Origin of the sequence: Streptomyces sp. NPDC050610, assembly GCF_040654875.1 — a bacterium.
GTDB lineage: Bacteria > Actinomycetota > Actinomycetes > Streptomycetales > Streptomycetaceae > Streptomyces.
Genome location: NZ_JBFAIV010000007.1, coordinates 168,800 through 193,911 on the forward strand (window position 1 = coordinate 168,800; position 25,112 = coordinate 193,911).

A 25,112-nucleotide genomic window follows, 5' to 3' on the forward strand; every position below is an offset into this window, starting at 1 on the left:
CCAACTCCCCTGGAAACGTTGACAGTCGGAATCTCAGTCCATACCTTCTTGGATCGTAGGAAAGATAAATGATTGATGATCCGATAGACGGTGTGAAGGACTGGGGGAGTCTTGATGACCGAGTCGACCGCGACAGCCACTGCCGTGCCGAGGCCCGGCGGCGGACGCGGATGGACGCTCGCCGCCGTCTGTGTGGCGACGTTCATGCTGATGCTCGATCTGACCGTGGTGAACGTCGCGCTACCTGATATGCGCACGCATCTCCACGCCAGCTTCTCCGACCTGCAATGGGTGCTCGACGCCTACGCCTTGGGACTCGCGGTTTTCCTCCTCACCGCGGGCTCCCTGGCGGACCGGCTCGGTCGGAAGCGGGTGTTCAACACCGGATTCGTGATCTTCGTTCTGGCCTCGCTGGCCTGCGGCCTCGCCCCGAACGCGGCATTCCTGTCCGCCGCGCGAGGGGTGCAGGGCCTGGGCGGCGCGATGCTCTTCGCGGTCGGCCCCGCGCTGATCGGGCACGAGTACCGCGGCAAGGAGCGGGGCAAGGCGTTCGGGATCTTCGGCGGCGTGGTGGGACTGTCCATCGCGTTCGGCCCGTTGATCGGCGGCGCCCTCACCGACAGCCTCGACTGGCGGTGGATCTTCCTGGTGAACGTCCCGGTCGGCATCGCCGCGCTGGTGATCGGCGTGCTGCGCATGCGCGAATCGCGGGACCCGCGAGCGCACTCGGTGGACTGGTGGGGGCTGGTCCTGTTCTCGAGTGCGCTCGCCCTACTCGTCCTCGGTTTCCTGCGCGGGGAGGCGCAGGGCTGGGGGAGCGTCGCGATCGTGGGCATGTTCACCGCCTCGGCGCTGCTCTTCGCGGCTTTCTTCATCGCCCAACGGAAGCTCGGCGAACGGGCGATGCTGCGCCTGACGCTCTTCCGCAATGTCACCTTCAACGGCATCTCGGCGGTCACCCTGCTCTGCGCGGCGGCCACCATGTCCGCGCTCTTCCTGCAGATCTCCTACGTGCAGAACGTGCTGGGCTTCTCGGCCTGGGACACCGGGCTGCGGTTCCTGCCGCTGACGCTGACGCTCTTCGTGGCCGCGGCCGTCGCCGGCGGCCTCACGACCCGGATGCCGCAGTGCGTGCTCGTCGGCTTCGCGATGAGCTTCGTGGCGCTGGGGCTAGCCCTGGTCATGCTGGTGGACGCGGACAGCGCCTGGACGTCGCTGCTGCCCAGCATGTTCGGACTCGGCCTCGGCATGGGCCTGTTCAACCCGCCGCGCGCCTCGCTGTCCATCGCGGTGGCCGAGCCGTCCGAGGCGGGCATGGCGTCCGGGATCGGCGAGACATTCCAGCAAGTGGGCGTCGCGGTGGGCATCGCGGCCTTCGGCGCGCTCTTCCAGTCCAGGGTCACCGACCTGTTCGTCGAATCCGACGCGGGTCGTCAACTGGGCGACCGGGCCCAGGAGTTCGGCGAGGCGGTCGCCGCGGGCGGCGGCTCGCAGGCCGCGGCCGGAATGCCGGCCGCGATCGCGGAACAACTGGACCGGGCGGCTCGTACAGCCTTCGCGGACGGCCTCCACGAGGTAATGATCGTATGCGCGTCGATAGCGGCACTCGGCGCACTGATCGCGTTCGCGTTCATCCGCACCCGAGATCTCCATGAGAGCGCCCTCACCGGGGCGGAGAGCGAGGGTGCACGCGCCGGAACCGCGGCGGAGACGGCAGCAGCGGATGCCACGGGGAAAGTCTCCGCCCGGGCCTGACCGACCGGCGTGCGACGGTGCCCCGGGGACTTCGGCCCCCGGGGCACCTGCCGCTATCCGTGCGCCGATCCGGCGATCGTGGATGTTCATTCAACCCGCCACCGGCGATAATGGCAGGTGAGCGCAGACCGACAGACCTTCCCATCCCCCGACGGAAGAAGCGGCCCTCGATGTCAACCACCGACCATCTCTCCGCCCCACTGCCTCAACCCACGGCCGAGGCAGTGGATTTCCCGCTGGTCCACCGGACCGGCTATCTGCTGCACAAGGCCGGGCTCCTGCTCATGCACGAGGCCGGCCGGGCCCTGGAATCCCGCGGGATGCGGATGCGGTATTTCTACGTGCTCGCCGCGCTCGAAGGCCAGATCAGCCTCTCCCAGCAGGACTTGAGCCGGCTGCTCAACCTCGACCCCACCACGATGGTCGCGCTCATCGACGAGATGGAGGAAGCGGGCCATGTGGAGCGGCGGCGGAATCCCGCCGACCGCCGGCGGTACATCCTTCATCTGACGGATTCCGGACGGCAGGCGCTGTGCGGCGCCTCGCGCGCCGTGGACGACGTGGAGCAGGCGTTCATGGCCTCGGTGGACTCCGCCGACCGCGACCGGCTGCGGAAGATCCTCGGCGAACTGCTCGCCGGCCGCTGGCCCAGCGTCGTCGCCTGCGAGGACTGACCGGCAGAATTCAGCACTCCGCAAAACACCGTCCCGCATTCCCTGGAGGCGACACATTCGGAGCATTTAATTCCCCCGTCAGATTGGCGTCAAATGTATTTCGGTTGACTTGAATTAGTTGAAGTGAGCCTCTTCACAAGGACCCTGTTGATGTTTTCCCGGTGCTAGCCTCAGGATGAGTCACCACGGGGGAAGGAAAACGGGGATGAGTGAAGAAAGGTTGATTTTCGACTCGCTTGACGCCTGCCTCGGACCGAGGGGTTCGAGGTTCTTCGGCACGGGATACAAGCGAGTCGGACAGCAGTTGCACCACATCGAGGCGGACGGGCTCACCGGGCCCGGCGCGGGCGCCGACGCCCGCGCCACGCTCACCTATCCGGCCGACTGGTCCCGCAAGGCCGCGGGCCGCGAACTGCGGCCGCACCTCAGCAGCATCGACGCGCTGGTGCTCGCGGCCTCGCTCGCCGAGATCCACCTGAACGGCGCGCACGGGCTCGACGACGAGCAGCGCCGCCGCACCTGGCTGCGGACCGCGGACATCCGGGCCGGCAGCCGGCCGCACGAGGACCTCACGGACTTCGCCGTCTCGGCCCGGCTCGCGCACACCGGGCCGGCCGGCCCGGCGGACGCCGCCGGGACCGGCCCGAACACGCCGGTCAGCAGCGTCTACGACTGCCGCATCGGCGAGTTGAAGGTGCGCTGCGACTTCGTGCACGAGGCGGGCGGCGCCGGACCGCGCGGCCCGGCCCGCTACGAGACGGACGAGGAGGCGCTCGGCGCCGCCCGCACTCGGCACTACGGCGCGGGCTACAAGGCGCACAGCCACCACGCCGACGGCGTCAGCGTGGACCTCGCCGAACAGCAGGTCAGGGCCCGGCAGTTCGTCGTGCCCAGCGTCGAGCGACTGCACGAGGCGCACGGCGCCGAGGCCGCGTACGCGCCCTCGGTGTCGCTCGTCGACACGCTGGTGTGCGTCGCGCAGCTCGCGCAGGCGCTGCTGTACGCGCAGGACGGCGTGGACCGCGGCCGCAGCAACACGCTGTGGATGCGGCGCACGGTGGTCGGCGCGCACCGCCCGCTGCGGCCCATGGCAGGGCCGATCGAGGCCAAGGCGTACGTCACCCGGACCCGGCTGCTCGGGCTCGGCGACGACACCTGGCGGGTCGCCGACCTCGCGGTCGACGACTTCTCCGGCGTCTACGGCCGGTGCTCCATCGCGCACCAGCTGCCGATGCTCGCCGCCGCCTGAGCACCCCGGCAGCCGCCGCGTGGCGGCCGTCCCAGTACGGCCGCCACGCGCTACGGGCCGCCGGGCGGCAAGGGCCCGCACGCCAACAACTCCGCAATGAGTCAACAGCTCCGCGGCGAGTCGACGACTTCGCCGCGGGCCGACGACTCGGCAATGAGTCGATAACGGGGAACTGTATTCATGAACGGAACGCCGATGATGCGCTTCGGCGAAGTGCTCGTCGTATTCGAAGGACCCGACCGGATCAGCTGGCGCGCCGCGGAACACGGGGAGTGGACGCTCGACGGAATCTGGCCGGAACAGACGCTCCGCGCACTGCTGGCCGAGCACATCGACAGCGGTTCGCCGCTGCTCGTCGTCCTGGACGAGGCGCGCCACACCGTGCCCGTACTGCGCGAGGAGTGGGAACGCGCGCCGTACCCCGTCCGGGCCGCGCTGGCCGGCGCCCACGCCGCGGCCCGGACCGAAGAGGCCGGGGCCGCGACGGGCCGGACCGCGGCGCACGCTCCGTGCGCCGAGTTCGCCCAGTGCGCCGAACACGGCGAGATCATCGAGGTGCGGGTGCCGTTCCTCGACTGGCTGCCCGCGCCCGTACGGGCCCGCGCCGCGGCCTTCCTCGCCGACAGCGACGAGACGCTCGCCCGCACGCCGACCGCGCTGCTGCCGCCACTGCTCCTGGAAGACATCCGGCCGCAGCCCCAACCCGCCGCACCCCAGGTGCGGTTCGCGCGCCGGCTGCTCCCCGGAGCGCTCACGCCGGCCCGGCTCTCGGCGGCGGTCCGGCACATCTTCACAGGCCGGCCCGCCGGATGCGAGGGGTCCGCGGCGCGGTACGGCGGTACGGCGGTGGCCTGCTGATGAACGATCAGGAGCGGATCGCCGCCGACGCCTTCGCGCTGCTGAGCCGCGACGAACTCGGCGCGGCCATCGCCACCATGGCCTTCGCCGAACTGGCCCGCACCCGGCCGGACCCGGCGGGCGGGCCCCGGCCGGGCGCCGCCGAGCCCGAAGGGGGCGACCTCTGATGCCCCGCTCCGTGCTCGTCACCGGCGGCAACCGCGGCATCGGGCTCGCCGTGGCCCGGGCCCTGCGGGACGACGGCGACAACGTCGCCGTCACCCACCGCGACGACGCGCCGCCCGACGGACTGTTCGGCGTACGGGCCGAGATGACCGACCCGGACAGCGTGGACGCGGCCTTCGCCGAGGTGGAGGCCGCGCAGGGGCCCGTGGAGGTGCTCGTCGCCAACGCGGGCATCACCCGCGACATGCCCTTCCTGCGGATGGCCGAGCAGGACTTCCTCGACGTCGTCGACACCAACCTCGGCGGCGCCTACCGCGTCGTGCGGCGCGCGGCCCGCTCCATGGTCCGCGCCCGCTGGGGCCGCATCGTCCTCATGTCGTCGATGGTGTACGCCTTCGGCGCGCCCGGCCAGGCCAACTATGGCGCGTCCAAGGCGGGACTGCTCGGCCTCGCCCGCTCCCTGGCCTGGGAGCTGGGCCCCCGCAACATCACCGTCAACCTCGTCGCCCCGGGCCTGATCGACACCCAGATGGGCCGCGGCGTCACCGACCGCCGCCGCGCGGAGCTGGCCCGCATCACCCCGCTCGGCCGCCCCGGCACCACCGAGGACGTCGCGGCGGCCGTGCGCTATCTGACGGGGGAGTCCGGACGGTACGTCACCGGGGCCGTGCTGCCGGTCAGCGGCGGACTGGGGCTCGGCGGATGACCACGGACCAGCACCTCACGGAAGGAACGGCACCGACCATGGCAGACCGCGTCATCCACCTCGCCATCTCCGGCACGTACTCCAGCGGCAAGAGCACCACCACCGAGGCCGTCTCCGTCGCCACCGGCATCCCCCGCACCCACGCGATGACCTCCCGCGAGATCCTCATGGACCTCGTGCCGGGCAAGCAGGTGCAGGAGCTGTCGGCGGCCGAGCTGATGGCGCTCGGCCTGCGCCGGCTGGAGGAGCGCATCCACAACGAGGCGCTGCCCGGCTCCTTCGTCTCCGACGGTTCGGTGATCCACGAATGGATCTACGGCGAGGCGCGGATGCGGGTCGGTATCAACCCCGGCGCGGGCTTCGTCGCCAAGGCGGTCAAGAACGTCGCCGGGCTGCCCGTCAAGCGCTTCTACCGCGACTACATGAACGCCTACGGGCAGATCACCAAGGCCCGCGCCAAGCGGATCTACGACGCCTATGTGCACCTGCCCGTGGAGTTCGAGATGAAGGCCGACGGTCACCGGCCGGTCTCCGAGCCGTTCCGCAAGATGTCGGACGAACTGCTGATAGCGACCCTGGAAGAGATGGAGATCCCCTACCACGTGGTGGGCGGCACCGTCACCGAGCGGGTGCGGCGCATCGTCGACCTCTTCGACCTGCCGCTGGTCATGCCGCTCGACGAGGCCGTCGAGATCGCGCAGGAGCGGGTCCGCGAGGCCAACGAGGTCCTGGAGGCCGACGCCCGCCACCACAGCGCCCGGCGCGCCACCTCCTGGCGCCGACGCGTCTCGTACGCGCTGCGCTACTGACCGGGCGCGGCGGACCGGCAGGGCGCGGCGGACCGTTCAATCCGTCGTGCCGCCCGGCCCGACGTGCTGCCGGTTCCGCCGGGCCCGCCGTGCCGCCGGTTCCGCCGGGCCGTGGCCTCGCCGAGCCGCCCGGCCCGGCGGGCCCACCGGGCGTCCGCGGGGCCGCCGCATCTAGGATCGGCACGCGAGAACACAGTGCCGACCAGCGGAGACGACCTCGATGAACGACCCGGCAGGCCCGGCGCACCCGTACGGCCGCGATGCCGCGCACGACCCGTACGTACGCGTCCGCGGCGCCCGCGAGCACAACCTGCGGTCCGTGGACGTCGACCTCCCGCGCGACGCGCTCGTCGTCTTCACCGGGGTCTCCGGCTCCGGCAAGAGCTCGCTGGCCTTCGGCACCGTGTACGCGGAGGCCCAGCGCCGCTACTTCGAGTCCGTCGCCCCGTACGCGCGCCGGCTCATCCACCAGGTCGGCGCGCCCAAGGTCGGGGAGATCTCCGGGCTGCCGCCGGCCGTCGCCCTGGAACAGCGCCGCTCCGCCCCCACCTCCCGGTCCTCCGTCGGCACCGTCACCACCCTCTCCAACTCGCTGCGGATGCTCTTCTCCCGCGCGGGCGACTACCCCGACGGCGCGCCGCGGCTCGACTCGGACGCCTTCTCGCCCAACACCGCCGCCGGGGCCTGTCCCGAGTGCCACGGCCTCGGCCGCGTCCACCGGGTCACCGAGGACTCCCTCGTACCCGACCCGGACCTCTCCATCCGCGAGGGCGCCGTCGCCGCGTGGCCCGGCGCCTGGCAGGGCAAGAACCTGCGGGACATCCTCGCCGCGCTCGGCCACGACATCGACCGCCCCTGGCGCGAACTGCCGAAGGCCGACCGGGACTGGATCCTGTTCACCGACGAACAGCCCGTCGTCACCGTCCACCCGGTGCGCGACGCGGGCCGCATCCACCGCCCGTACCAGGGCACGTACATGAGCGCCCGGCGCTATGTGCTGCACACCTTCGCCGACTCCAAGAGCAGCACACTGCGGACGCGCGTCCAGCGGTATCTGGTCAGCGGCGCGTGCCCCGCCTGCCGGGGCCGGCGGCTGCGGCCCGAGGCGCTCGACGTCACCTTCGCGGGCCGCGACATCGCCGAGGCCGCCGCCCTGCCGCTGAGCGCGCTGGGCGACCTGCTGCGGCCCGCCGCCGACGGGGCCGACGAGAGCCCGGCCGCCCTGCTCGCGGCGGACCTCGTCGCCCGCGTCGAGGTGCTCACCGAACTCGGCCTCGGCTATCTGAGCACGGACCGGCCCACCCCCACCCTGTCCGCCGGCGAACTCCAGCGGCTGCGGCTCGCCACCCAGCTGCGCTCCGGGCTCTTCGGCGTCGTGTACGTGCTCGACGAGCCCTCCGCCGGGCTGCACCCCGCCGACAGCGCGGCCCTGCTCACCGTCCTGGACCGGCTCAAGGCCGCCGGGAACTCCCTCTTCGTCGTCGAGCACCACCTGGACGTGGTGCGCCGCGCCGACTGGATCGTGGACGTCGGGCCGTACGCCGGGGAACACGGCGGGCAGGTGCTCTACAGCGGCCCCGTCGCCGGGCTCGCCGACGTCGCCGAGTCGGCCACCCGCCGCTTCGTCTTCCCGGACCCCGGCGCGCCGGCCGCCGAACCCGCCCGCCGCACCCCCTCGGGCACGGTGCGGCTGCACGGCGTCACCCGGCACAACCTGCGCGACCTCGACTGCGACATCCCGCTGGGCGTCTTCACCGCCGTCACCGGAGTCTCCGGTTCCGGCAAGTCGACGCTGATCAGCCAGGTCCTCGCGGACGCCGTCGCCGAGCACCTGGGCGGCGACGGCGCGGACGCCGCCGATACGGGCGACGAGCCGGCCGCCGGAGCCGACGGGCCGTACGAGGTGCGGGCCAAGGGGCTGGAGGCCGTCGACCGGCTGGTGCGCGTGGACCAGAAGCCCATCGGCCGCACCCCCCGCTCCAACCTCGCCACCTACACCGGGCTCTTCGACGCCGTGCGGAAGGTGTTCGCCGCGACCGACGAGGCCCGCGCCCGCGGCTACACCGCCGGCCGGTTCTCCTTCAACGTGGCCGCCGGCCGCTGCGAGACCTGCCAGGGCGAGGGCTTCGTCGCCGTGGCACTCCTCTTCCTGCCCGGCACCTACGCCCCCTGCACCGCCTGCCACGGCGCCCGCTACAACCCCGAGACGCTGGAGATCACCTACCGGGGCGCCACCATCGCCGACGTCCTGGGCATGACGGTCGACGCGGCGGCCGGCTTCCTCGCCGACGTGCCCGCCGCGCTGCGCGGCCTCGCCACCCTGCGCGACGTGGGCCTGGGCTACCTGCGGCTCGGCCAGCCGGCCACCGAGCTGTCCGGCGGCGAGGCCCAGCGCATCAAGCTCGCCGCCGAACTCCAGCGCACGCACCGCGGCCACACCCTGTACGTACTCGACGAGCCCACCACCGGGCTGCACCCGGCCGACACCGAACTGCTGCTGCGCCAGCTGCACGGGCTCGTGGACGCGGGCAACTCCGTCGTGGTCGTGGAGCACGACATGGCCGTCGTCGCCGGAGCCGACCGGGTCATCGACATGGGGCCCGGCGGCGGTGCGGCGGGCGGCCGCGTCGTCGCGGCCGGCACCCCGGAGGAAGTCGCCCGCGCGGAAGGGAGCCTGACGGCCCGCTACCTGCGGGCGGCGCTGTCCGGCACGGGTACGAACGGCTGACGGCCATCCGGGTGGGCGGCGGCCTCGGCGGCACCGGTACGCACACCCGTACGCGCCCTACCGGCGCCCCCACGGGTCACTTAGGCTGCTGTGCGGTCGGCGGCCGCACCCGCCGGGGCGCGCCGGTCGGCGCCCCTCCCGGCGCCGTGCACACCGTCGCCCTGCTCATCCCGGTACCGCGGAGCCCCAAGGGGCGGCTCCCCGGCCCCGGTACGGAATCCCGCAAGGCGACGGTGCACCGCCTCCTTGATCCTGGTGACCTGTCGTGTCCGTGATCCGCTCGGCGCCGTGAGCCCGTCGGTGGCGTCGACGGGCCGTCAGCGGCGTGCGCACGCCGCCAACCGCCACAGTGGGGAGACCGCGCATGTCCAGCAGATCGCACAGACCCGCCGCCTCCGGCCCCGACCGCCCCGCGGGCCTCGGCCGGCGTACGTTCCTCGCCGCCGCGGCCGCCGCCACCGGGGGCGTCGCCATCGGGGGCCCCGGCACGGCGAGCGCCGCGGCCGCCGGGCCCACCGGCCGCGGCACCACCCTCGCCTCCGTCGCCACGCCCCGCGGCGCCGGCGGCTACCGCAGGCTCGGCGACGGCCCCGGCTGGCCCCGGCTGCTCCGCTCCGAACTGGCCGGGACCAAGCGGGGCCGCACCGAACGGCGCACCACGCTCGCCTCCTTCGTGCAGTTCACCGACCTCCACCTCACCGACGTCCAGCACCCGCTGCGCTACGAGTTCTTCCGGGCGGGCGGCCCCGGGGCCTGGCGGCCGCACGAGGCGCTCACCCTGCCCGGCGTGGTCTCCCTCGTCGAGCGCGTCAACGCGCTGCGCCGCGGCCCGGAGACTGGGGAGCCGTTCTCCTTCGTCATCACCACCGGGGACAACGGCGACGAGAACGCGCGGATCGAGGTGGAGTGGTTCCTGACCGCCCTCAGCGGCGGCCGGCTGAACCCCAACACCGGTGACCCGGACGGCTACGAAGGCGTGCAGGACAGCGGCCTGCCGCTCTACTGGCACCCCGAGCGGGACCTGCGCGACCAGGACAAGCAGGTCGGCTACCCGCGCATCGACGGCTACCTCGACGCCGCCATGCGCCGGCTGAGCAGCCCGGGTCTGAACATCCCCTGGTACTCCACCTTCGGCAACCACGACCTGCTCTCGGGCGGCTGCTACCCGGCCGCCGGCACCTGGATCGAGGACGTCGCCGTCGGTTCGAAGAAGCTCCAGATCATCCCCGCCGAGCAGGCCAAATGGCTGATGGACGGCGAGGCGAAGGGCGTCGACCCCAAGGGCGAGCGGATCAAGGCGGTGCTGCGCGAACACCGCGCCCAGATGCGCACGGTCACCCCCGACGAGCGGCGGGTGCCGCTGACCGCCCGTCAGTACGCGGCCGCCCACCTCGACCCCCGCCACCGGGGCCGCGGACCCCTCGGCCACGGCTACACCCACGAGAACCTCGAATCCGGCGACCTCTACTACACCTTCCGCGTCTCCGACCGCGTCATCGGCGTCAGCCTCGACTCGACGGACCCCGGCGGCCACTACCAGGGATCGCTCGGCACCTCGCAACTGCGCTGGCTGGAACGGGTGCTGAAGCGCCACAGGGACGAGTACGCGCTGGTCTTCAGCCACCACGCCAGCTGGAGCATGGACAACCTCACCCCCGACCCCGCGCATCCGGGGGAGAAACGGCACGGCGGGGACGAGCTGATCTCGGTGCTCCAGCGCCACAGCAACGTACTGGCCTGGATCAACGGCCACAGCCACCGCAACCGGATCAGGCCGCGCGGCACCTTCTGGGAGATCTGCACCGCCTCGCACGTGGACTACCCGCAGTTGGCCCGCGCCATCGAGATCACCGACAACCGGGACGGCACCCTCTCCCTGTTCACCACCCTCGTCGAGTCCGCCGCCCCCTACCGCACCGACTTCGAGGACCTCTCCCGAACCGGCCTCGCCTCCCTCTACCGGGAGTTGGGCTTCAACGCCCCCGGCTCCGACGCGACCCTCGCGGGCGACCCCACCGACCGCAACACCGAACTGCTGCTGCCCCGGCGCTGAGATCTGCCCGTCGCCCCTGGGCGCGGCGTGCCTGACTGTCCGTCACGGTGCGCCCAGGTCAGGGGTGTCGGGCTTTCGGACGGTGGTTCAGCCCGTCTCCTCCGGCGCGGGGACGGGACGGCCCTCGCAGACGTCGACCATCACCCGCCAGCTGCGGATGAAGTCGCGGCGGGCCGCGGGCGTGAGCTGGCCGAGCGCCTGGCGCAGCGGCTCCGTGCGGGCGCGGGCGCAGCGCTCGACCAGCGGGCGGTGCGGCTCCTCGACGCTGACGATCGTCCGCCGCCGGTCGCGTTCGTCCTCCGCGCGGCGCACGAGCGCGCCGCGGTGGAGTTCGTTGACGAGCTGGCTGGTGGTGGTCGCGCCGAGGGCCATCCGCTCGGCGAGTTCCCCGACGGACGCGGGGCCGTCCATCGCGAGCGAGACGAGCGGCGCCAAGTGCCGGTTGGAGAGCCCGGCGCCGGAGAGGAGGGCACGCAGTTCCTCGGGCACATCCTCGTCCGGGTCGCGCACGTGCCGAAGAAACCGTGCCATCAGGCGCATCAGCGCCTTCAGATCGTCATCGGCGATCGGCGCGCTCGCTGTGGGGCTGCTGTCGGCGGGGCGGCCGTCAGGGGTCAACTGGTAGGACATGGCGTGAAGTTCAACATGTTCGATGACGCATCGCAAGGTGATATGGAATTCAACCAAATCTGCTCCCGATGAGCTTTCGAGGGGTGCTCGTCGCCCACCCGCGCGGCCGGTAGTCGACCGTGCGCCGGGGAACGCCGCGACGGCCCCTTGACATACCGCCGTCGCCGCACGCCATGCTCGTGCGCGGACCGCGCGAGCAGCCCGTGACCTGGTACGACCGGCTTGACGACATGAGGGGGACGCACGTCCATGACCCGCGCACTGATCATCGGCGGAGGCGTCGCCGGCCCCGTGGCCGCACTGGCGCTGCGCAAGGCAGGCATCGACTCCACGGTGTACGAGGCGTACCCGCGAGGCGCCGAGGACGTGGGGGCGTTCCTCATGCTCTTCTCCAACGGGCTCGCCGCACTGCGCAGCGTGGACGCCCTCAAGCCCGTACGAGAGCGCTCCTTTTCGGCCGAAAGCGTCGAGTTCTACAGCCGGACCGGCGAACAGCTCGGCAAGCGCCCCCTCGCCGGCTCCGGGGACGACGAGCTCACACCCCGCGCACCATGGACCGGGCCGCCCTGCACCGCGCCCTGCAGGAGGAGGCGGCGCGGCACTCCATCGCCATCGAGTACGGCAAGCGGCTCGTGGACGCCGCCCCGACCCCGAGCGGCGGCGTCGTGGCGACCTTCGACGACGGCAGCCAGGCCGAGGGCGACCTGCTCATCGGCGCCGACGGGCTGCACTCCCGCACCCGGACGCTGCTGGACGCCGCCGCGCCCCGCCCCCGGCACGCGGGCCAGAGCACCGTCTGCGGCCGGATACCGCACAACCCCGAGGCCGCGCCGCCCGGCACATACCGCATGATCTCCGGGGACCGTGCCTTCTTCGGCTGCACCACCGCGCCCGACGGCCCGACCTACTGGTTCGCCAACATCCCCGGCGAGGCGCTCTCCCGCGACGAACTCGCCGCCATCACCCCCGCCCAGTGGCGGCAGCGCGTCGCCGACGTCTTCGCCGGCGACAGCACGCCCGCCGCCGGCATCGTCGCGGCCACCGGGACGGAGATCGTCGCCCGCAACACCTACGACATCCCCTCCACCCCCGTCTGGCACAACCCCTCCATGGTCATCATCGGCGACGCCGCCCACGCCACCGCGCCCAACGCCGCCCAAGGCGCCGCTCTCGCCATCGAGGACGCCGTCGTCCTCGCCCAGTGCCTGCGCGATCTGCCGGACGCACCCCAGGCGTTCGCCGCCTACGAACGGCTGCGCCGCGAGCGCGTCGAGCGGGTCGTGGCCATCAGCGGACGGCTCGCCGCCCGGGACCCGGACGCCGCCTCCGCGCGCACCCGCGACGCGCGCACCGCGCGGGCCCTCGACCGTGACGAGGGCCGGGGCGAGGAACGGGGCGACAACGACTGGCTCGTCGGCTACCGCATCGACTGGGACGAGAAGGTCGGCTGAGCGGGAAGCTGAGCGGGAAGAGGCCCGAGTTGCCGGGTGTGAGCGCTGCGGCACACTGGTGCACATGCCGGAGCTCCCGGAAGTCGAAGCCCTCGCCGGATTCCTCGCCGAGCACCTGATGGGCCGTACGGTCGCCACGGTGCTCCCGCTCGCGGTGAGCGTCCTCAAGACGTACGATCCGCCGCTCGGCGCCCTGGAAGGGCGGACGGTCACGGGCGTACGCCGCCGGGGCAAGTTCCTGGACCTCACGGCGGAGGACGGGGCCGGCGGGCCCGCCGTGCATCTGGTGATCCATCTGGCCCGCGCGGGATGGCTCCGCTGGCGCGAGGAGTTCCCGGCGGCGCCGCCCCGGCCCGGCAAGGGGCCGCTCGCCCTGCGGCTGCGGCTGACCGGGCCGGACGGGGCGCCGGGCGCGGGCTTCGACCTCACCGAGGCGGGCACCCAGAAGAGGCTCGCCGTGTACTGCGTCCGCGACCCGTCCGACGTGCCGGGCATCGCCCGGCTGGGCCCGGACCCGCTCGACGCGGACTTCACCCCCGAGGCGTTCGCCGCACTGCTGCGCGGCGAACGCCGGCAGCTCAAGGGCGTGCTGCGGGACCAGAGCGTCATCGCCGGCATCGGCAACGCCTACTCCGACGAGATCCTGCACGCGGCCCGGATGTCGCCCTTCAAACTGGCCGCGAGCCTCACCGACGACGAGACGCGGGCGCTGTACGCGACGGTCACGGGCACCCTCGGCCGGGCGGTCGAGCAGGCCCGCGGCCTCGCGGCGGGCGACGTGAAGGCCGGCAAGCGGGCCGGGATGCGGGTGCACGGCCGGACCGGGCAGCCCTGCCCGGTCTGCGGGGACACGGTGCGCGAGGTCTCGTACCGCGATTCCTCGCTCCAGTACTGCCCGACCTGCCAGACGGGCGGGAAGCCCCTCGCGGACCGGCGGCTCTCCCGGCTGCTCAAATAGCCGCCGCCCGGCCGGGCCCGCCCGCCCCGCGCCTGCGACCGCTGCCCGGCTGCCCGTTCCCGCTGCCCGGCCGCGTCTCACGCCCGCCGCCCGGCCGGGCCCCGTTGAAAAGGCCGAAGCCCGGCCACGCCACCGCGTCCGTAGCCGCTACTCGCCGGCCTCCCGCTCCCGCTCCCGCGCCTCCGCCTTACCCAGCTCCGACCGCTTGTAGGAGTAGCCGAAGTACACGACCAGGCCGATCAGGAACCACACCGCGAAGCGCACCCACGTCTGCCACGCCAGATAGGTGATCAGCCACAGCGACGCGGCCACCCCGATGAGCGGGACCACCGGCATCCCCGGCGCGCGGAACGTGCGCGGCAGCTCCGGCCGCTTGTAGCGGAGCACGATCACCGAGACGCAGACCACGGCGAAGGCGAGCAGAATGCCGATGTTCGTCAGCTCCGCCGCCTCGCCGATCGGCAGGAACCCGGCGATCGCCGCCGACGCGAAGCCGACGATCCAGGTCACCCGCGTCGGGACGCGCCGCTTCGGATGCGTCTTCGCGAACCACTTCGGCAGCAGCCCGTCCCTGCTCATGGCGAAGCCGACCCGTGTCACGCCCAGCATGAACGTGAACATCACCGTGAGGATGCCGATGATCGCGCCGACCGCGATGACGTCCGCGAGCCCGCCCAGCCCCACCGACTTGAAGGCCGTGGCGAAGCCGCTCTCCTTGTCGATGTCCTTGTAGTTCTGCATCCCCGTCAGCACCAGGCAGACCAGCACGTACAGCACCATCGAGATCGCCAGCGAGTACAGGATGGCCTTCGGCATATGGCGCTGCGCGTCCTTGGACTCCTCGGCCACCGTGGACATCGCGTCATAGCCGAACACCGCGAAGAACACCGTCGCCGCGCCCGTGAACGCGCCGCCGACGCCGTAGGGGAAGAACGGGCGGTAATTGCCGGTCTTGATATGGAAGAAGCCCACCACGATGATCAGGATCACCACCAGGACCTTCAGCCCGACGACGACCGTCTCGAAGCGGGCCGCGTTCTTGATGCCGCGCGACAGCAGATAGGCGATGAACAGGCACAGCAGTGCCGCGAACAGGTCGACCCGGTGGCCGTCCCCGGTGCCGGGGGCGCCCAGCATCCAGTGCGGCAGCCCGGCGTCCATCTCCCCGAGCAGATAGCTGATGTAGCCGGAGATGCCGATCGCCACCACCGCGACGATCGCCGTGTACTCCAGCAGCAGGTCCCAGCCGATGAACCAGCCGCCCAGTTCGCCGAGGACCGCGTAGCCATAGGTGTAGGCGGACCCCGCCTTCGGGATGAGGCCCGCGAACTCCGCGTACGAGAGCGCCGCGGCCGCGCTCGCCACCCCGGCGATCAGGAACGATACGAGCACGGCGGGGCCCGCCTTGCCATTGGCGATCGTGCCCGCCAGGCTGAAGATGCCGGCGCCGATGAGGCCGCCGACGCCGATCGCCGTCAATTGCCAGAGCCCGAGCGTGCGTTGGAGCTGCTCGCTCGGCGCCCCGGCCGTGCCCTCTTCGAGCTGTTCAATCGGTTTGCGGCGCAGTACGCCCCGTCCCGCCCGTAGCCCTGCCATGGTGTTCCCTCTCCGTCGGAGCCGACGGCCGATCATCATGGCCGAGCCCGGACGCGTGCGGAAGGACCCGCACCACGCCGCGCTGTCCGGTCAGTTCACCGCGGGCGGCGCGGCCCACGCCGAGGTCCCCCAGTCCGAGGGCGCGGAGCCGACGCCGAAGGACAGCGTCCGGCCACGCCGGATGTCCTCGGTGCGCACGTACGTCTTGCCGTACGGCGAGCCGTTCAGGCGCACCGACCGGATGTACCGGTCGTGGTCGTCGGTGCCGGGCGCGGTGACGGTGAACCGGCCGTGCGGGTACCAGCGGCGGTCCAGGCGCAGGTCGACGCGGTCGAAGAGCGGCGTGGACAGCCCCCAGACGTCGGCGCCGGGCTGCACGGGGTAGACGCCGATGGCGGACAGCACCATCCACGCGGACATGGTGCCCAGGTCGTCGTTGCCGGTCATGCCGCTCGGCGAATCGGTGAAGAGGGTGAGCGCCGCGTGCACCACGTCGGTGGTCTGCCAGGGCCGGCCGGTGGAGAGGTAGGTGTACGGGGCGATGGTGTCGGGTTCGTTCTGCGGGTTGTACTTGTCGGCGTTGTAGTAGTCGTACGGGCCGTTGACCCACACCTTGCGCGCCGTACCCGCCGGGTCCTTCAGCAACTTGTCATAGGCGAAGAAGGAGTCGAGGCGTTTGTTGGCGGCGTCCTTGCCGCCGATCAGGGACACCATGCCGGGCAGGTCCTGCGGGACCAGCCACTGGTACTGCCACGCGGTGCCCTCGTGGAAGCCGACGCTCTTCGCCGGGTCGGCGGGGCCGGTGAACGCGCCGCCCGCGTCGCGGGCCCGGAAGAAGCCGGTGCTCGGATCGAAGATGTTCCGGTAGTTCTGGGCGCGCTTCGCGTAGCGGGCGGCGTCCGCCCGGTGCCCGAGGCCGCGGGCCATCCGGGCGAGCATCGCGTCCGACAGCGCGTATTCGAGGGTCGCCGACGCGCCGTGGTCGAAGTCGGAGTCGCCGGGCTTCTGGTGCTTCCAGTCGGCGAGGTAGGGGGCGTAACCGTCCTTGATGTACTGGGCGTTGGCCTCCCGGCCGACGGCGGGGGAGCCGGCCGGCGGCACCCCGTCGGCGTTCTTCTTCAGCGCCCGGTACGCCTCCTCCTCATGGCCCTTGAGGAGCCCCTGCTGGTAGGCGTTGGTGAGGTAGGGCGTCACCGGGTCGCCGGTCATGATGTTGGTCTCGACGGTGCCGTACCCCCACTTGGGCAGCCATCCGCTGTCCGCGTCGACGCGCAGCACGGACAGCGCCATGTCCCGTGCCTCGTGCGGCGCGAGGAGCCCCAGCAGCTGTGCCTGGGTGCGGTAGGTGTCCCACAGGGACCAGTTCTGGTAGTAGTCGAATCCTCTGGCGCGGTGGATCTTCTGGTCCCAGCCGGTGTAGCGGCCGTCCACGTCGCTGCCGAGGTTGGGCGCGAGGAAGGACCGGTAGAGGGAGGAGTAGAAGGTGCGGCGCAGTTCCTGGCCGCCGCCCTGGGCCCGTACGTCCGTCAGCCGCCGCTCCCAGGCCGCGTCCGCCGCGCGGGCCGTACGGTCGAAGCCGCCGCTCTCGGCGCGCAGGTTGCGCCGCGCGCCGGCCGCGTCCACGTAGCTGATGGCGGTGGTGGCCTCCACGCTCCGGTCGCGGGTGGCGTCGAAGCGGAGATACGCGCCGTTGCGGCCGGTGCCGGTGGAGGATCTCGAACCGGCGGTGACGGTGCCGTCCCGCCAGGTGCCGTAGGCGGCGAAGGGCCGGTCGAAGCGGGTGACGGTGTGCAGGGTGTACGGCTTGGTGCCCTGGCAGAACCCGTGTCCGGTGATGGTGGTGCGGACGGTGCGCGAGTCGAGGATCTCGACGGTGGTGGAGTCCGTCTTGTGCAGCGACTGCCCGGCGTTGAGCAGGACGTTGGCCTTGTCGGTGGCGGGGAAGGTGTAGCGCTGGTGGCCGGTGCGCCGGCCGGCGGTGAGCTCGGCGGTGATGCCGCCGTAGGACTTCAGGCCGACGCGGTAGTAGCCGGGGCGGGCCTTCTCGTCGTCGTGGCCGAACTCGGCGGCGTAGCGGGCGTAGTCGGTCTCGGTGACCTCACCGGTGGTGGGCAGCGTCGGCAGGTCGCCGCCGAGGCCGCAGCCGACGCCGGACAGGTGGACGGCGCTGAAGCCGCGGACGCGGGTGTCCTTGTAGTCGTAGCCCGTGTTGTGCCCGGTGTCGGGGGAGAGCTGCACCATGCCGAACGGCACGGAGGCGCCGGGGTAGGTGTTCCCCTCGTTCTGTGTGCCGATGAAGGGGTTCACCAGGTCGGTGAGGCGCCCGGTGGTGCGCGCCTCGGCGGCCGCCTGCGCGGGTACGGCCACGAGCCCGCCCAGCAGCGCCGCGCAGGCGAGGGCGGCGGCGCGGGCGCGCAGCCGCGGGTGTTGGGTCCATGTCATCGTTCACGACCTTCACACGATCGGTGACATCGTTGTCAGCGCCGAGGCTGGCCCGACCCGTGCGCCCTGTCAAGGACGCGCCAAAAAACGCGGTGCGCGCGTCCGCCGGAAGGCCCTGTCCGAACCGGTCCTTCCGCGCCCCGCCGCCAGGGACGAGACTGACGCCCGGCCAGTCGATTCCCCTACCGTGAACAGAGGCGGACCACCATGCCGAACGGCGCGCAGACCCTGATCCGCGGCCTCGTCGACGCAGGCGTCGACGTGTGCTTCGCCAACCCCGGCACCTCGGAGATGCACTTCGTCGCCGCCCTCGACGACGTCCCCGAAATGCGCCCCGTCCTCTGCCTGTTCGAGGGCGTCGCCACCGGCGCCGCCGACGGCTACGCGCGTATGGCCGAGCGGCCCGCCTGCACCCTGCTGCACCTCGGCCCCGGCCTCGCCAACGGCCTCGCCAACCTGCACAACGCCCGCCGCGCCCGTACCCCCATCGTCAACCTCGTCGGCGACCACGCGCTCGGCCACAAGCCGCTCGACGCCCCGCTGGAGTCCGACATCGACGCCCTGGCCGGCAGCGTCTCCGGCTGGCTGCGCCGCACCCACGACGTCGGGGAACTGGGCGCCGACGCGGCGGAGGCCGTCGCCGCGGCCGCCGAGGGGCAGATCGCCACACTGATCGTGCCCGCCGACGTCTCCTGGACGGAGGGCGGCAAGGCGGCGCCCACCGGACTCGGCGTGCGCTCGGGATCCATCCCGCCCGACCTCGCGGCCGTCACCGCCGCGCTGACGTCGGGCGAGCCCGCCGCCATCCTGCTCGGCGGCGCCGCGACCCGCGGCGCGGACCTGGAGGCCGCCGCCCGGATCGCGCGGGCCACCGGAGCCCGGCTGCTGTGCGAGACCTTCCCGGCCCGCCTGGAGCGCGGCGCCGGCGCCCCCGAGGTCGAGCGGCTCGCCTACCTCGCCGACGCCGCCTCCGCCCAGCTCGCCGGCCTGCGCCACCTGGTGCTCATCGGGGCCGTCTCGCCCGTCACCTTCTTCGCCTACCCCGGCAAGCCCGGCGACCTGGTGCCGGAGGGGTGCCAGGTGCACACGCTCGCGCCGACCCCGCGGCAGGCGGCGACGGCACTGCTGCCGTTGGCGCACCAGGTCGCGCCCGAGGCCGCCCCCGCGCTCGCCGCCGCCCGCAGGCCCGACCGCCCCGTCGGCCCGCTCACCGCCGAGTCCGCCGCCGACGCCATCGGCGCGCTGCTCCCGGAGGACGCGATCGTCGTCGACGAGTCCAACACCTCCGGCCTCTGGCTGCCCGGCGCCACCGCGGGCGCGCCCCGCCACGACTGGCTGACCCTCACCGGCGGCGCCATCGGCCAGGGCCTGCCGGTGGCGACCGGCGCGGCCGTGGCCTGCCCGCGGCGGCCGGTGCTCTGCCTGGAGTCGGACGGCAGCGCCATGTACACGTTGCAGGCCCTGTGGACGCAGGCCCGCGAGAACCTCAACGTCACCACCGTCATCTTCGACAACCGCTCCTACGCGATCCTCAACCTGGAGCTCCAGCAGGTGGGCGCGGCGGCGGCCGGCGAGCGGGCCCGCGGCCTGCTGGACCTGTCCCGGCCCGAACTGGACTTCGTGGCCCTCGCCAACGGCATGGGCGTACCCGCCTCGAAGGCCACCACCGCCGCGGAGTTCACCGCCCAGCTGGAACGCGCCCTCGCCGACCCCGGCCCGTACCTCATCGACTGCGTGGTGCCGCCCGTCGTCTGAGCCGCCCGCGCCATGCCCCTGGTCGGATCAGCGTCCGGTGTCCGGTGCGTACGCTTCGAATCCGCCGCGAACGGCGCGGCGAGAGATCGAGCATCGGAGCCGCCACATGCCGGACACCAAGCGCATTCTCTGCTTCGGGGACTCACTGACCTGGGGCTGGACCCCCGTGGCCGAGGGGGAGACCTCCCGGCGCTACCCCTTCGAGGAGCGGTGGACGGGGGTCATGGCCGGCGCGCTCGGCGACGCGTACACCATCGTGGAGGAGGGGCTCAGCGGCCGGACCACCACCGCCGACGACCCCGTCGACCCCCGGCTCAACGGCTCCCGCTACCTGCCGTCCGCGCTCGCCAGCCACCTCCCGCTCGACCTCGTCGTCATCATGCTCGGCACCAACGACACCAAGGCGCACTTCGCCCGCACGCCCTTCGACATCGCCACCGGGATGTCCGTGCTCCTGAACCAGGTGGCCCGCTCGGCCGGCGGCGTGGGCACGGACTACCCCGCGCCCCGGGCGCTCGTCGTCGCGCCGCCGCCGCTCGGGGAGGTCTCGGGCCCGTGGCGCAGCCAGGTCTTCAGGGGCGGCCAGGAGAAGTCCGCCCAGCTCGCGGGCGTCTACCGCGCCCTGGCGGATGCCGCGGGCGCGGCCTTCGCCGACGCCGGGGAGTTCATCACCACCGACGGGAAGGACGGCGTCCACTTCACCCGGGAGAACAACGAGGTCCTGGGGCGGGCGCTGGCCGAGGCGGTGGCCGCGCTGCTGTAGCCGCCCGCGGCGAAGGGCCGGACCCCGGCGGGGCCCGGCCCTCAGCGGCCCGGTCTCAGCCGGGGGCGTCCCACAGGCCCGCGTGCCTGCGGTGCGCGTCCGCCACGCCCTGGTTGAAGAACCGGTCGTAGTACTCCAGCTCCACATGGTGGGCCTGGAGCCAGACCCCCGGCACATGGATCGCGTCCGTATGGGCGGGGAACCGGCCGTGCGTGTCGAAGATGTACGAGCAGATGTCGCGGGCGCAGTCGACGACCCGCTCGTCGTACTCGCTGGCCTCCGCCAGATAGCGCTGCCCGTAGTCCTCCTTGTAGATCCGGGCGAAGACGTCCTTGTCCGTGTACGTGCCGCCCGGGCCGAACTTCGCGCGGACCACCGAGTCCACGGCCGCCGGCATCGACGCCTGGTAGGGCGGGCAGGCGGCCTCGATCAGCCGCTCGCCGCCGCGCTCCAGGCCGACGGGGTGGGACCGGGTGTTCGCGTACTTGGGCAGCGGTACGTGCCAGCGCCAGATGTCCGCCAGCCGCCAGCGCGGGGTGACGAACGAGAAGCCCAGCATCCGCCCGTACAGCCGGGAGAACTTCGGGTCGCCCAGCGCGATCTGCGGGTTGATCGAGGCGTGGATCCACGCGCCCAGCCCCATCGCGTCCGCGACGAGCATCAGGTTCTGGAGCAGCAGATCCGCCTCGATCTGGGTCCGCAGCGGCCCCAGCGCCCCCAGCGGCAGTTTCAGGTCGCCGTTGAGGAAGCCGCTCTTGACCCACTTCTTGACGCCCGCCGGGCGGTAGAAGTTCCGGTCGTCCACCAGCGTGGGCCGCGCCCCGTCGGGCTGCGTCAGCAGATACATCAGCCCGTTGATGTACTGGTGCGAGAGGTCCACGACCGGGAAGAAGACCGTGCTGCCCGGCAGGTTGGACAGGAACCGGTTGGAGTCGAGGTACGCGGGGAAGTCCCGCAGCCCCTCCGCCACGTCGAGCCGGGTGTCGAGCACCTTGACCTTCGCCAGCCGGGCCCGCTCGATCAGGTGCGCGGCGTCGAACGGCACGTCCGGCGCGGGCGGGAGCCTGCGCAGGAAGTACGTGCCGCTGTCGTCGATCATGAAGAAGTGGGTGCCCTGCGCGTTGTCCGGGCTGCCCGCCGACCGGCCGGCCATCGTGAGGTTGGGCTTCGACATGATCGGCTTGCCGTCGCGCGGGTCCTCGAACGGCCGGTCCGGCATGGTCAGCCCGGTGCAGCCGGTCATCGCGATCAGCACCGCCTCCTCCAGCTCGCCCAGCGGCTCGGGCGAGTGGGGGGAGTGGTAGGTCATCGACCCGGCCGAGACGGACGCGCCCCGGCTCACCCGGTGCGTACGCCGCCGCCACACAGTCTCCAGCAGGGGCCGGGCGAGCAGGTCGTCCAGCCCCTCGTGCGCTGCTGTGCTCATCGCCGTCCTCTCAGCCGTCGGCGCCGGGGCCCCGGGCCGGCTGCACCGGCCGCCAGGGGGCGAAGGCGCTGCCGTGCCGCGGCAGCATGGCCGCCAGCTCCGGGCAGTGCCGCAGGATGACCGAGTTCATCGTGCCGTGCTCCACCCAGTCCATGCCCAGCGGCGTGTAGACCTCGGGCCGGTAGTCGACGGTCAGGAAGCGGTCGCTCTGCAGCCGCCGGGTCGCCATCAGGATGAAGATGCGGAACGCCGTGTCGCTGAACCCGAAACCGGTCGGCGGGTTCTCGGCGAACAGCCCGACCATCGTGTCGATCTCGTCGACCGAGCTGTACACCTCCTTGAGCCGCGCCACCGTCTGCGGGTCCGCGCTGAGCTCCTCGAACCGCCGGATGCGCTGCATGCGCAGCCCGGCCCGGAAGTCGTTGTACCGCGGCACGCCGCGCCGCCGGGTCCGTACCAGGTCCACGACGGACAGGTCGATCACCTCGCCGTCGCGCTCGAAGTGCTGGAGCGCGCGCGGGAAGTTGTTGAGGGTGATCGCGCCGGGGTGGGCGATGCCGAAGGAGTACAGCGAGTCGGTCAGCCCCGTCTTGCGGGCGACGGACTCGGCCGCGACGCCCTGGATGTCGTTGAAGCCCAGCGTCTCCAGCCGCTGCCCGAAGTGGTGCTCGCGCATCTCGAAGTCGTCCGGGATCAGCGGGTGCATCCGGTAGACGGTGACGAAGTCCTCGGTGAGCGAGTACGGCACGCCGTTGTGGTCCGGCACCGTCTTCGGGATACCGGTCAGGGCGTGCGCGTCCAGCAGCCACAGGCCCAGCTTGCTCAGCCAGTTGTCCGGCGGGCCCTCCCAGTTGGTGTGCAGACCGATGTCCAGGGCCTCGGTGGCGAGGATCGCCGGGGTCCACTCGATCGTGTGGATTTTGGCGATCAGCGCCGAGACCACCAGCCGCGCGGTCTGGTATATCCGCTCCTCGCTCATCGTCGGGTAGGCGTGCCGCAGCGCGCCGCAGACCGCGTTGTGCTCGCGGGCGAAGAGGGTGTGCATCATGCTCAGGCCCAGCCACCAGTTCTCGCTGAAGCCGGTGAGCGGGATGCCGTCGTGCCCGATGGGCAGGTGGCCCTCCTCCAGACGCAGCGTCGCGCCGCCGTCCGCGTCCCGCATCGAGCGCGCCGTCTCCTCGTTCTCGCCGTACACCTCGGACCCGTCCCACCAGTGCGAGGCGGTGTTGGAGAAGAGGATCGGCGGCCGGTTGCCGGGCTGCTCGACGCCCTCGTTCTCGGCGAAGCGCATCACGTTCTCCGGCGGCCCGCCGGGGGTGTTGTGCCACTCGGGGCTGCCCGGCGGCAGCGCCACCTCGACGTTCCGCTTGCCCGCCGGATAGCGCCGGTGGTTGACCCAGTCGTGCACCTGGAACTGGATCCAGGACGCGGCGAGGATGTTCAGCGACGTCGCCGGCCGGAACTCCTCACGGGTCAGCAGCTGCCGGCTCACGGTCACCGGGTTCGGGGTGTCGAAGAGGTCCGGGCGGTAGTCCGGCTTGAGGTTGCGGCCGAAGGACGCGCCGACCGCGCCCATCTTCGGGGCCGACAGGTCGTTGGACGTGCCGTCGTACGTACGCGCCGTGCGCGTCTGCTCGTCGAGGGGCGCCGGTACGGGCACGGCCTGCGGCGGCGCCTCGCGGACCTCCGAGTCGATCAGGTTGTACCGGCGCAGCGCCTGCCGCAGCGCGACCAGGTTGACCAGGCTGAGCTGCAACGGCAGCTTGTGCCACGGAACGAACCGGTTCACCAGCCGGAACACGGCCCGTACGGGCACCCCGAGGATCACGTTGCGGCGCGGCTCCACCGTCACGAACCGCAGCCCCAGCCGGTACGCGCTGCTCGCCTCGTACGCCACCTTGCGGGCCCGGTTCAGGTTGCCCAGCGGACGGAACTCGTCCGTGGTGTACCAGGGGTTGAACGCCAGCTCCTCGACGCGCCGCGCCGCCGACCGGGCCTCCGCGGTGTCGATGTCCTGCGCGGGCAGCGTCAGCACCGCGACCGGCACCACCGCCGCCACGCTCTCCTGCCACTCCACCGCGCCGTTCTCGATGGGCGTGCGCCGCTCGTCCACGAACCGCTGCACGCACAGTTCGAAGGCGATGTCGCCGGTGCCCAGCCGCTGCGCCAGCTCGCGCCGCAGATAGCCGGGGTCGGCGTGGTCCGCCTTCGGCGCGGGAGGCGAGCCGGGGGCGGGGCGCAGCTGGTAGCGGACCGGTCCCGCCTCGCCCCACAGGATGGCGCCGCGGCTCCAGTACGTCTCCCGCGCGAGGCTGTCCACCTTGCGGCGGGTCGCCGCCTGCACATTGCGCCGCATTCGGGTCGCGGCCGAGAAGCCCACCGCCAGCGGCAGCTTGACCAGCAGTCCGAACGCCTTCTGGAGCGTGTTGCCGGCCCCCGCCATGGCCTTCGCGAAGGCCACGAACTCCCGGGCGTCGCGGGCGTGCGACACGGGGAAGTTCGTCGTCAGCAGGTCGTGGCTCTCCTCCGCCGACACCTCGACGCGCACCGCCGCGCCGCGCAGGTCGCCGGCGGCGTCACTCTGCGGGATGCCGCTCGCGTTCGAGAGCCGCAGCAGCGCCGGATACTCGGCGCCGGGCTGCGCGAAGCCCGTCCGCAGCGCCGCGGGCAGGTCGTCGAGGAACCGCAGCCGCGCGTTCTCCAGCCCCAGCACCGCCTTGGCGTGGAAGGCCCGCTGCGGGTGCGCGGCGCCGCTCGCCTCCTTGTTCTTGAGCTGCACGCGCATCAGGTCGCGGGCGAGCCGCTCGAAGACCAGCCGTTCGGCCTCGGGACTGCCGCCTTCGTAGTGTTCGTAATGGTCGTGCTGCCCGGTGTCGGCCATGGGACGCGCCCTCCGTTACGGGAGCAGGGGGCAGTGACGCTACTCGCGCGGATTCGCTTGCCACAGATGAGGTTTCGGGCCTCCTTGTGGATCTCGTCGGCGGGCGGCCGGGGCCCGGCCCGTACCGGAAAGGCCCAGCTCGGAGGGGAGGAGAGCGCCGCCGCGGTGCCCCCGGGGCCGAGCGGACGAGGACGTCCCTCCTCAGCAGCCACA

Annotated in this window: 18 protein-coding genes; 13 read left to right on the forward strand and 5 right to left on the reverse strand. The window is 72.5% G+C overall.

Annotation, left to right across the window (positions count from 1 at the left end; all coding sequences use genetic code 11):
- Nucleotides 1-114 precede the first annotated feature (114 nt).
- The 9 genes from AB0I22_RS11540 (at nucleotide 115) to AB0I22_RS11580 (ending at nucleotide 10,997) form a co-directional block, all read left to right on the forward strand.
- Nucleotides 115-1,755, forward strand: coding sequence for an MFS transporter (locus AB0I22_RS11540; RefSeq protein WP_363130512.1), 1,641 nt, complete (start codon nucleotides 115-117; stop codon nucleotides 1,753-1,755).
- 170 nt (nucleotides 1,756-1,925) lie between these two features.
- Nucleotides 1,926-2,429, forward strand: a complete 504-nt coding sequence (locus AB0I22_RS11545) for a MarR family transcriptional regulator (RefSeq protein ID WP_363130513.1) — start codon at nucleotides 1,926-1,928, stop codon at nucleotides 2,427-2,429.
- A gap of 205 nt (nucleotides 2,430-2,634) precedes the next feature.
- Entirely contained in the window at nucleotides 2,635-3,678 is a 1,044-nt protein-coding gene (locus AB0I22_RS11550) for an AvrD family protein (protein WP_363130514.1), read from the forward strand.
- Nucleotides 3,679-3,858: 180 nt separating this feature from the next.
- Nucleotides 3,859-4,536 carry a hypothetical protein gene (locus AB0I22_RS11555; protein WP_363130515.1) on the forward strand — a complete coding sequence of 226 codons (678 nt, stop codon included), beginning with the start codon at nucleotides 3,859-3,861 and terminating at the stop codon, nucleotides 4,534-4,536.
- Entirely contained in the window at nucleotides 4,536-4,703 is a 168-nt protein-coding gene (locus AB0I22_RS11560; RefSeq protein ID WP_363130516.1) for a hypothetical protein, read from the forward strand. Before AB0I22_RS11555 ends, AB0I22_RS11560 begins: the two co-directional genes overlap by 1 nt.
- Nucleotides 4,703-5,407, forward strand: a complete 705-nt coding sequence (gene fabG, locus AB0I22_RS11565) for a 3-oxoacyl-ACP reductase FabG (RefSeq protein WP_363130518.1) — start codon at nucleotides 4,703-4,705, stop codon at nucleotides 5,405-5,407. Before AB0I22_RS11560 ends, fabG begins: the two co-directional genes overlap by 1 nt.
- 38 nt (nucleotides 5,408-5,445) lie before the next feature.
- Nucleotides 5,446-6,216, forward strand: a complete 771-nt coding sequence (locus tag AB0I22_RS11570; RefSeq protein WP_363130519.1) for an AAA family ATPase — start codon at nucleotides 5,446-5,448, stop codon at nucleotides 6,214-6,216.
- Between the two features lie 220 nt (nucleotides 6,217-6,436).
- Nucleotides 6,437-8,944, forward strand: coding sequence for an excinuclease ABC subunit UvrA (locus tag AB0I22_RS11575; RefSeq protein ID WP_363130520.1), 2,508 nt, complete (start codon nucleotides 6,437-6,439; stop codon nucleotides 8,942-8,944).
- Nucleotides 8,945-9,308: 364 nt separating this feature from the next.
- Nucleotides 9,309-10,997, forward strand: coding sequence for a TIGR03767 family metallophosphoesterase (locus AB0I22_RS11580; RefSeq protein WP_363130521.1), 1,689 nt, complete (start codon nucleotides 9,309-9,311; stop codon nucleotides 10,995-10,997).
- 87 nt (nucleotides 10,998-11,084) lie between these two features.
- Here the strand turns inward: AB0I22_RS11580 and AB0I22_RS11585 are convergent, their stop codons facing one another.
- The gene (locus AB0I22_RS11585) at nucleotides 11,085-11,627 is read right to left on the reverse strand and encodes a MarR family winged helix-turn-helix transcriptional regulator (RefSeq protein WP_363130522.1); all 543 of its coding nucleotides are present in this window, start codon (nucleotides 11,625-11,627) and stop codon (nucleotides 11,085-11,087) included.
- 551 nt (nucleotides 11,628-12,178) lie between these two features.
- On the opposite strand from AB0I22_RS11585, the gene AB0I22_RS11590 reads away from it, so the two are divergent.
- Nucleotides 12,179-13,078 (forward strand): FAD-dependent monooxygenase, encoded by a 900-nt coding sequence (locus tag AB0I22_RS11590; RefSeq protein ID WP_363130523.1) that lies wholly within the window; start codon nucleotides 12,179-12,181, stop codon nucleotides 13,076-13,078.
- 64 nt (nucleotides 13,079-13,142) lie between these two features.
- Nucleotides 13,143-14,036 carry a DNA-formamidopyrimidine glycosylase family protein gene (locus tag AB0I22_RS11595; protein ID WP_363130524.1) on the forward strand — a complete coding sequence of 298 codons (894 nt, stop codon included), beginning with the start codon at nucleotides 13,143-13,145 and terminating at the stop codon, nucleotides 14,034-14,036.
- A 147-nt stretch (nucleotides 14,037-14,183) separates the two neighbouring features.
- Here the strand turns inward: AB0I22_RS11595 and AB0I22_RS11600 are convergent, their stop codons facing one another.
- Nucleotides 14,184-15,632: an amino acid permease gene (locus AB0I22_RS11600; RefSeq protein WP_363130525.1), complete on the reverse strand. Its 1,449-nt coding sequence runs from the start codon at nucleotides 15,630-15,632 to the stop codon at nucleotides 14,184-14,186.
- A gap of 90 nt (nucleotides 15,633-15,722) precedes the next feature.
- Complete coding sequence (locus tag AB0I22_RS11605; protein WP_363130526.1) at nucleotides 15,723-18,074, reverse strand: GH92 family glycosyl hydrolase; 2,352 nt, start codon at nucleotides 18,072-18,074, stop codon at nucleotides 15,723-15,725.
- A gap of 207 nt (nucleotides 18,075-18,281) precedes the next feature.
- Here AB0I22_RS11605 and AB0I22_RS11610 point away from each other — a divergent pair, with 207 nt between their 5' ends.
- Both AB0I22_RS11610 and AB0I22_RS11615 read left to right on the forward strand, forming a co-directional pair.
- The gene (locus AB0I22_RS11610) at nucleotides 18,282-19,829 is read left to right on the forward strand and encodes an acetolactate synthase large subunit (protein ID WP_363130527.1); all 1,548 of its coding nucleotides are present in this window, start codon (nucleotides 18,282-18,284) and stop codon (nucleotides 19,827-19,829) included.
- Nucleotides 19,830-19,935: 106 nt separating this feature from the next.
- Entirely contained in the window at nucleotides 19,936-20,592 is a 657-nt protein-coding gene (locus AB0I22_RS11615; protein ID WP_363130528.1) for an SGNH/GDSL hydrolase family protein, read from the forward strand.
- Between the two features lie 55 nt (nucleotides 20,593-20,647).
- On the opposite strand, the gene AB0I22_RS11620 is transcribed toward AB0I22_RS11615, so the two are convergent.
- Together AB0I22_RS11620 and AB0I22_RS11625 are read right to left on the reverse strand one after the other, a co-directional pair.
- The gene (locus tag AB0I22_RS11620) at nucleotides 20,648-22,018 is read right to left on the reverse strand and encodes a hypothetical protein (RefSeq protein ID WP_363130529.1); all 1,371 of its coding nucleotides are present in this window, start codon (nucleotides 22,016-22,018) and stop codon (nucleotides 20,648-20,650) included.
- Between the two features lie 10 nt (nucleotides 22,019-22,028).
- Entirely contained in the window at nucleotides 22,029-24,899 is a 2,871-nt protein-coding gene (locus AB0I22_RS11625; protein WP_363130530.1) for a peroxidase family protein, read from the reverse strand.
- Nucleotides 24,900-25,112 lie beyond the last annotated feature (213 nt).

Excerpts from the sequence above, each read along its gene's own strand:
- AB0I22_RS11600 (WP_363130525.1), bottom strand. The coding sequence starts at position 15,632 with ATGGCAGGGCTACGGGCGGGACGGGGCGTACTGCGCCGCAAACCGATT.
- AB0I22_RS11580 (WP_363130521.1), top strand. The coding sequence starts at position 9,309 with ATGTCCAGCAGATCGCACAGACCCGCCGCCTCCGGCCCCGACCGCCCC.
- AB0I22_RS11545 (WP_363130513.1), top strand. The coding sequence starts at position 1,926 with ATGTCAACCACCGACCATCTCTCCGCCCCACTGCCTCAACCCACGGCC.
- AB0I22_RS11575 (WP_363130520.1), top strand. The coding sequence starts at position 6,437 with ATGAACGACCCGGCAGGCCCGGCGCACCCGTACGGCCGCGATGCCGCG.
- AB0I22_RS11605 (WP_363130526.1), bottom strand. The coding sequence starts at position 18,074 with ATGACATGGACCCAACACCCGCGGCTGCGCGCCCGCGCCGCCGCCCTC.
- AB0I22_RS11540 (WP_363130512.1), top strand. The coding sequence starts at position 115 with ATGACCGAGTCGACCGCGACAGCCACTGCCGTGCCGAGGCCCGGCGGC.
- AB0I22_RS11570 (WP_363130519.1), top strand. The coding sequence starts at position 5,446 with ATGGCAGACCGCGTCATCCACCTCGCCATCTCCGGCACGTACTCCAGC.
- AB0I22_RS11585 (WP_363130522.1), bottom strand. The coding sequence starts at position 11,627 with ATGTCCTACCAGTTGACCCCTGACGGCCGCCCCGCCGACAGCAGCCCC.
- AB0I22_RS11620 (WP_363130529.1), bottom strand. The coding sequence starts at position 22,018 with ATGAGCACAGCAGCGCACGAGGGGCTGGACGACCTGCTCGCCCGGCCC.
- AB0I22_RS11610 (WP_363130527.1), top strand. The coding sequence starts at position 18,282 with ATGCCGAACGGCGCGCAGACCCTGATCCGCGGCCTCGTCGACGCAGGC.
- AB0I22_RS11555 (WP_363130515.1), top strand. The coding sequence starts at position 3,859 with ATGAACGGAACGCCGATGATGCGCTTCGGCGAAGTGCTCGTCGTATTC.
- AB0I22_RS11550 (WP_363130514.1), top strand. The coding sequence starts at position 2,635 with ATGAGTGAAGAAAGGTTGATTTTCGACTCGCTTGACGCCTGCCTCGGA.
- AB0I22_RS11615 (WP_363130528.1), top strand. The coding sequence starts at position 19,936 with ATGCCGGACACCAAGCGCATTCTCTGCTTCGGGGACTCACTGACCTGG.
- AB0I22_RS11625 (WP_363130530.1), bottom strand. The coding sequence starts at position 24,899 with ATGGCCGACACCGGGCAGCACGACCATTACGAACACTACGAAGGCGGC.
- fabG (WP_363130518.1), top strand. The coding sequence starts at position 4,703 with ATGCCCCGCTCCGTGCTCGTCACCGGCGGCAACCGCGGCATCGGGCTC.
- AB0I22_RS11560 (WP_363130516.1), top strand. The coding sequence starts at position 4,536 with ATGAACGATCAGGAGCGGATCGCCGCCGACGCCTTCGCGCTGCTGAGC.
- AB0I22_RS11595 (WP_363130524.1), top strand. The coding sequence starts at position 13,143 with ATGCCGGAGCTCCCGGAAGTCGAAGCCCTCGCCGGATTCCTCGCCGAG.
- AB0I22_RS11590 (WP_363130523.1), top strand. The coding sequence starts at position 12,179 with ATGGACCGGGCCGCCCTGCACCGCGCCCTGCAGGAGGAGGCGGCGCGG.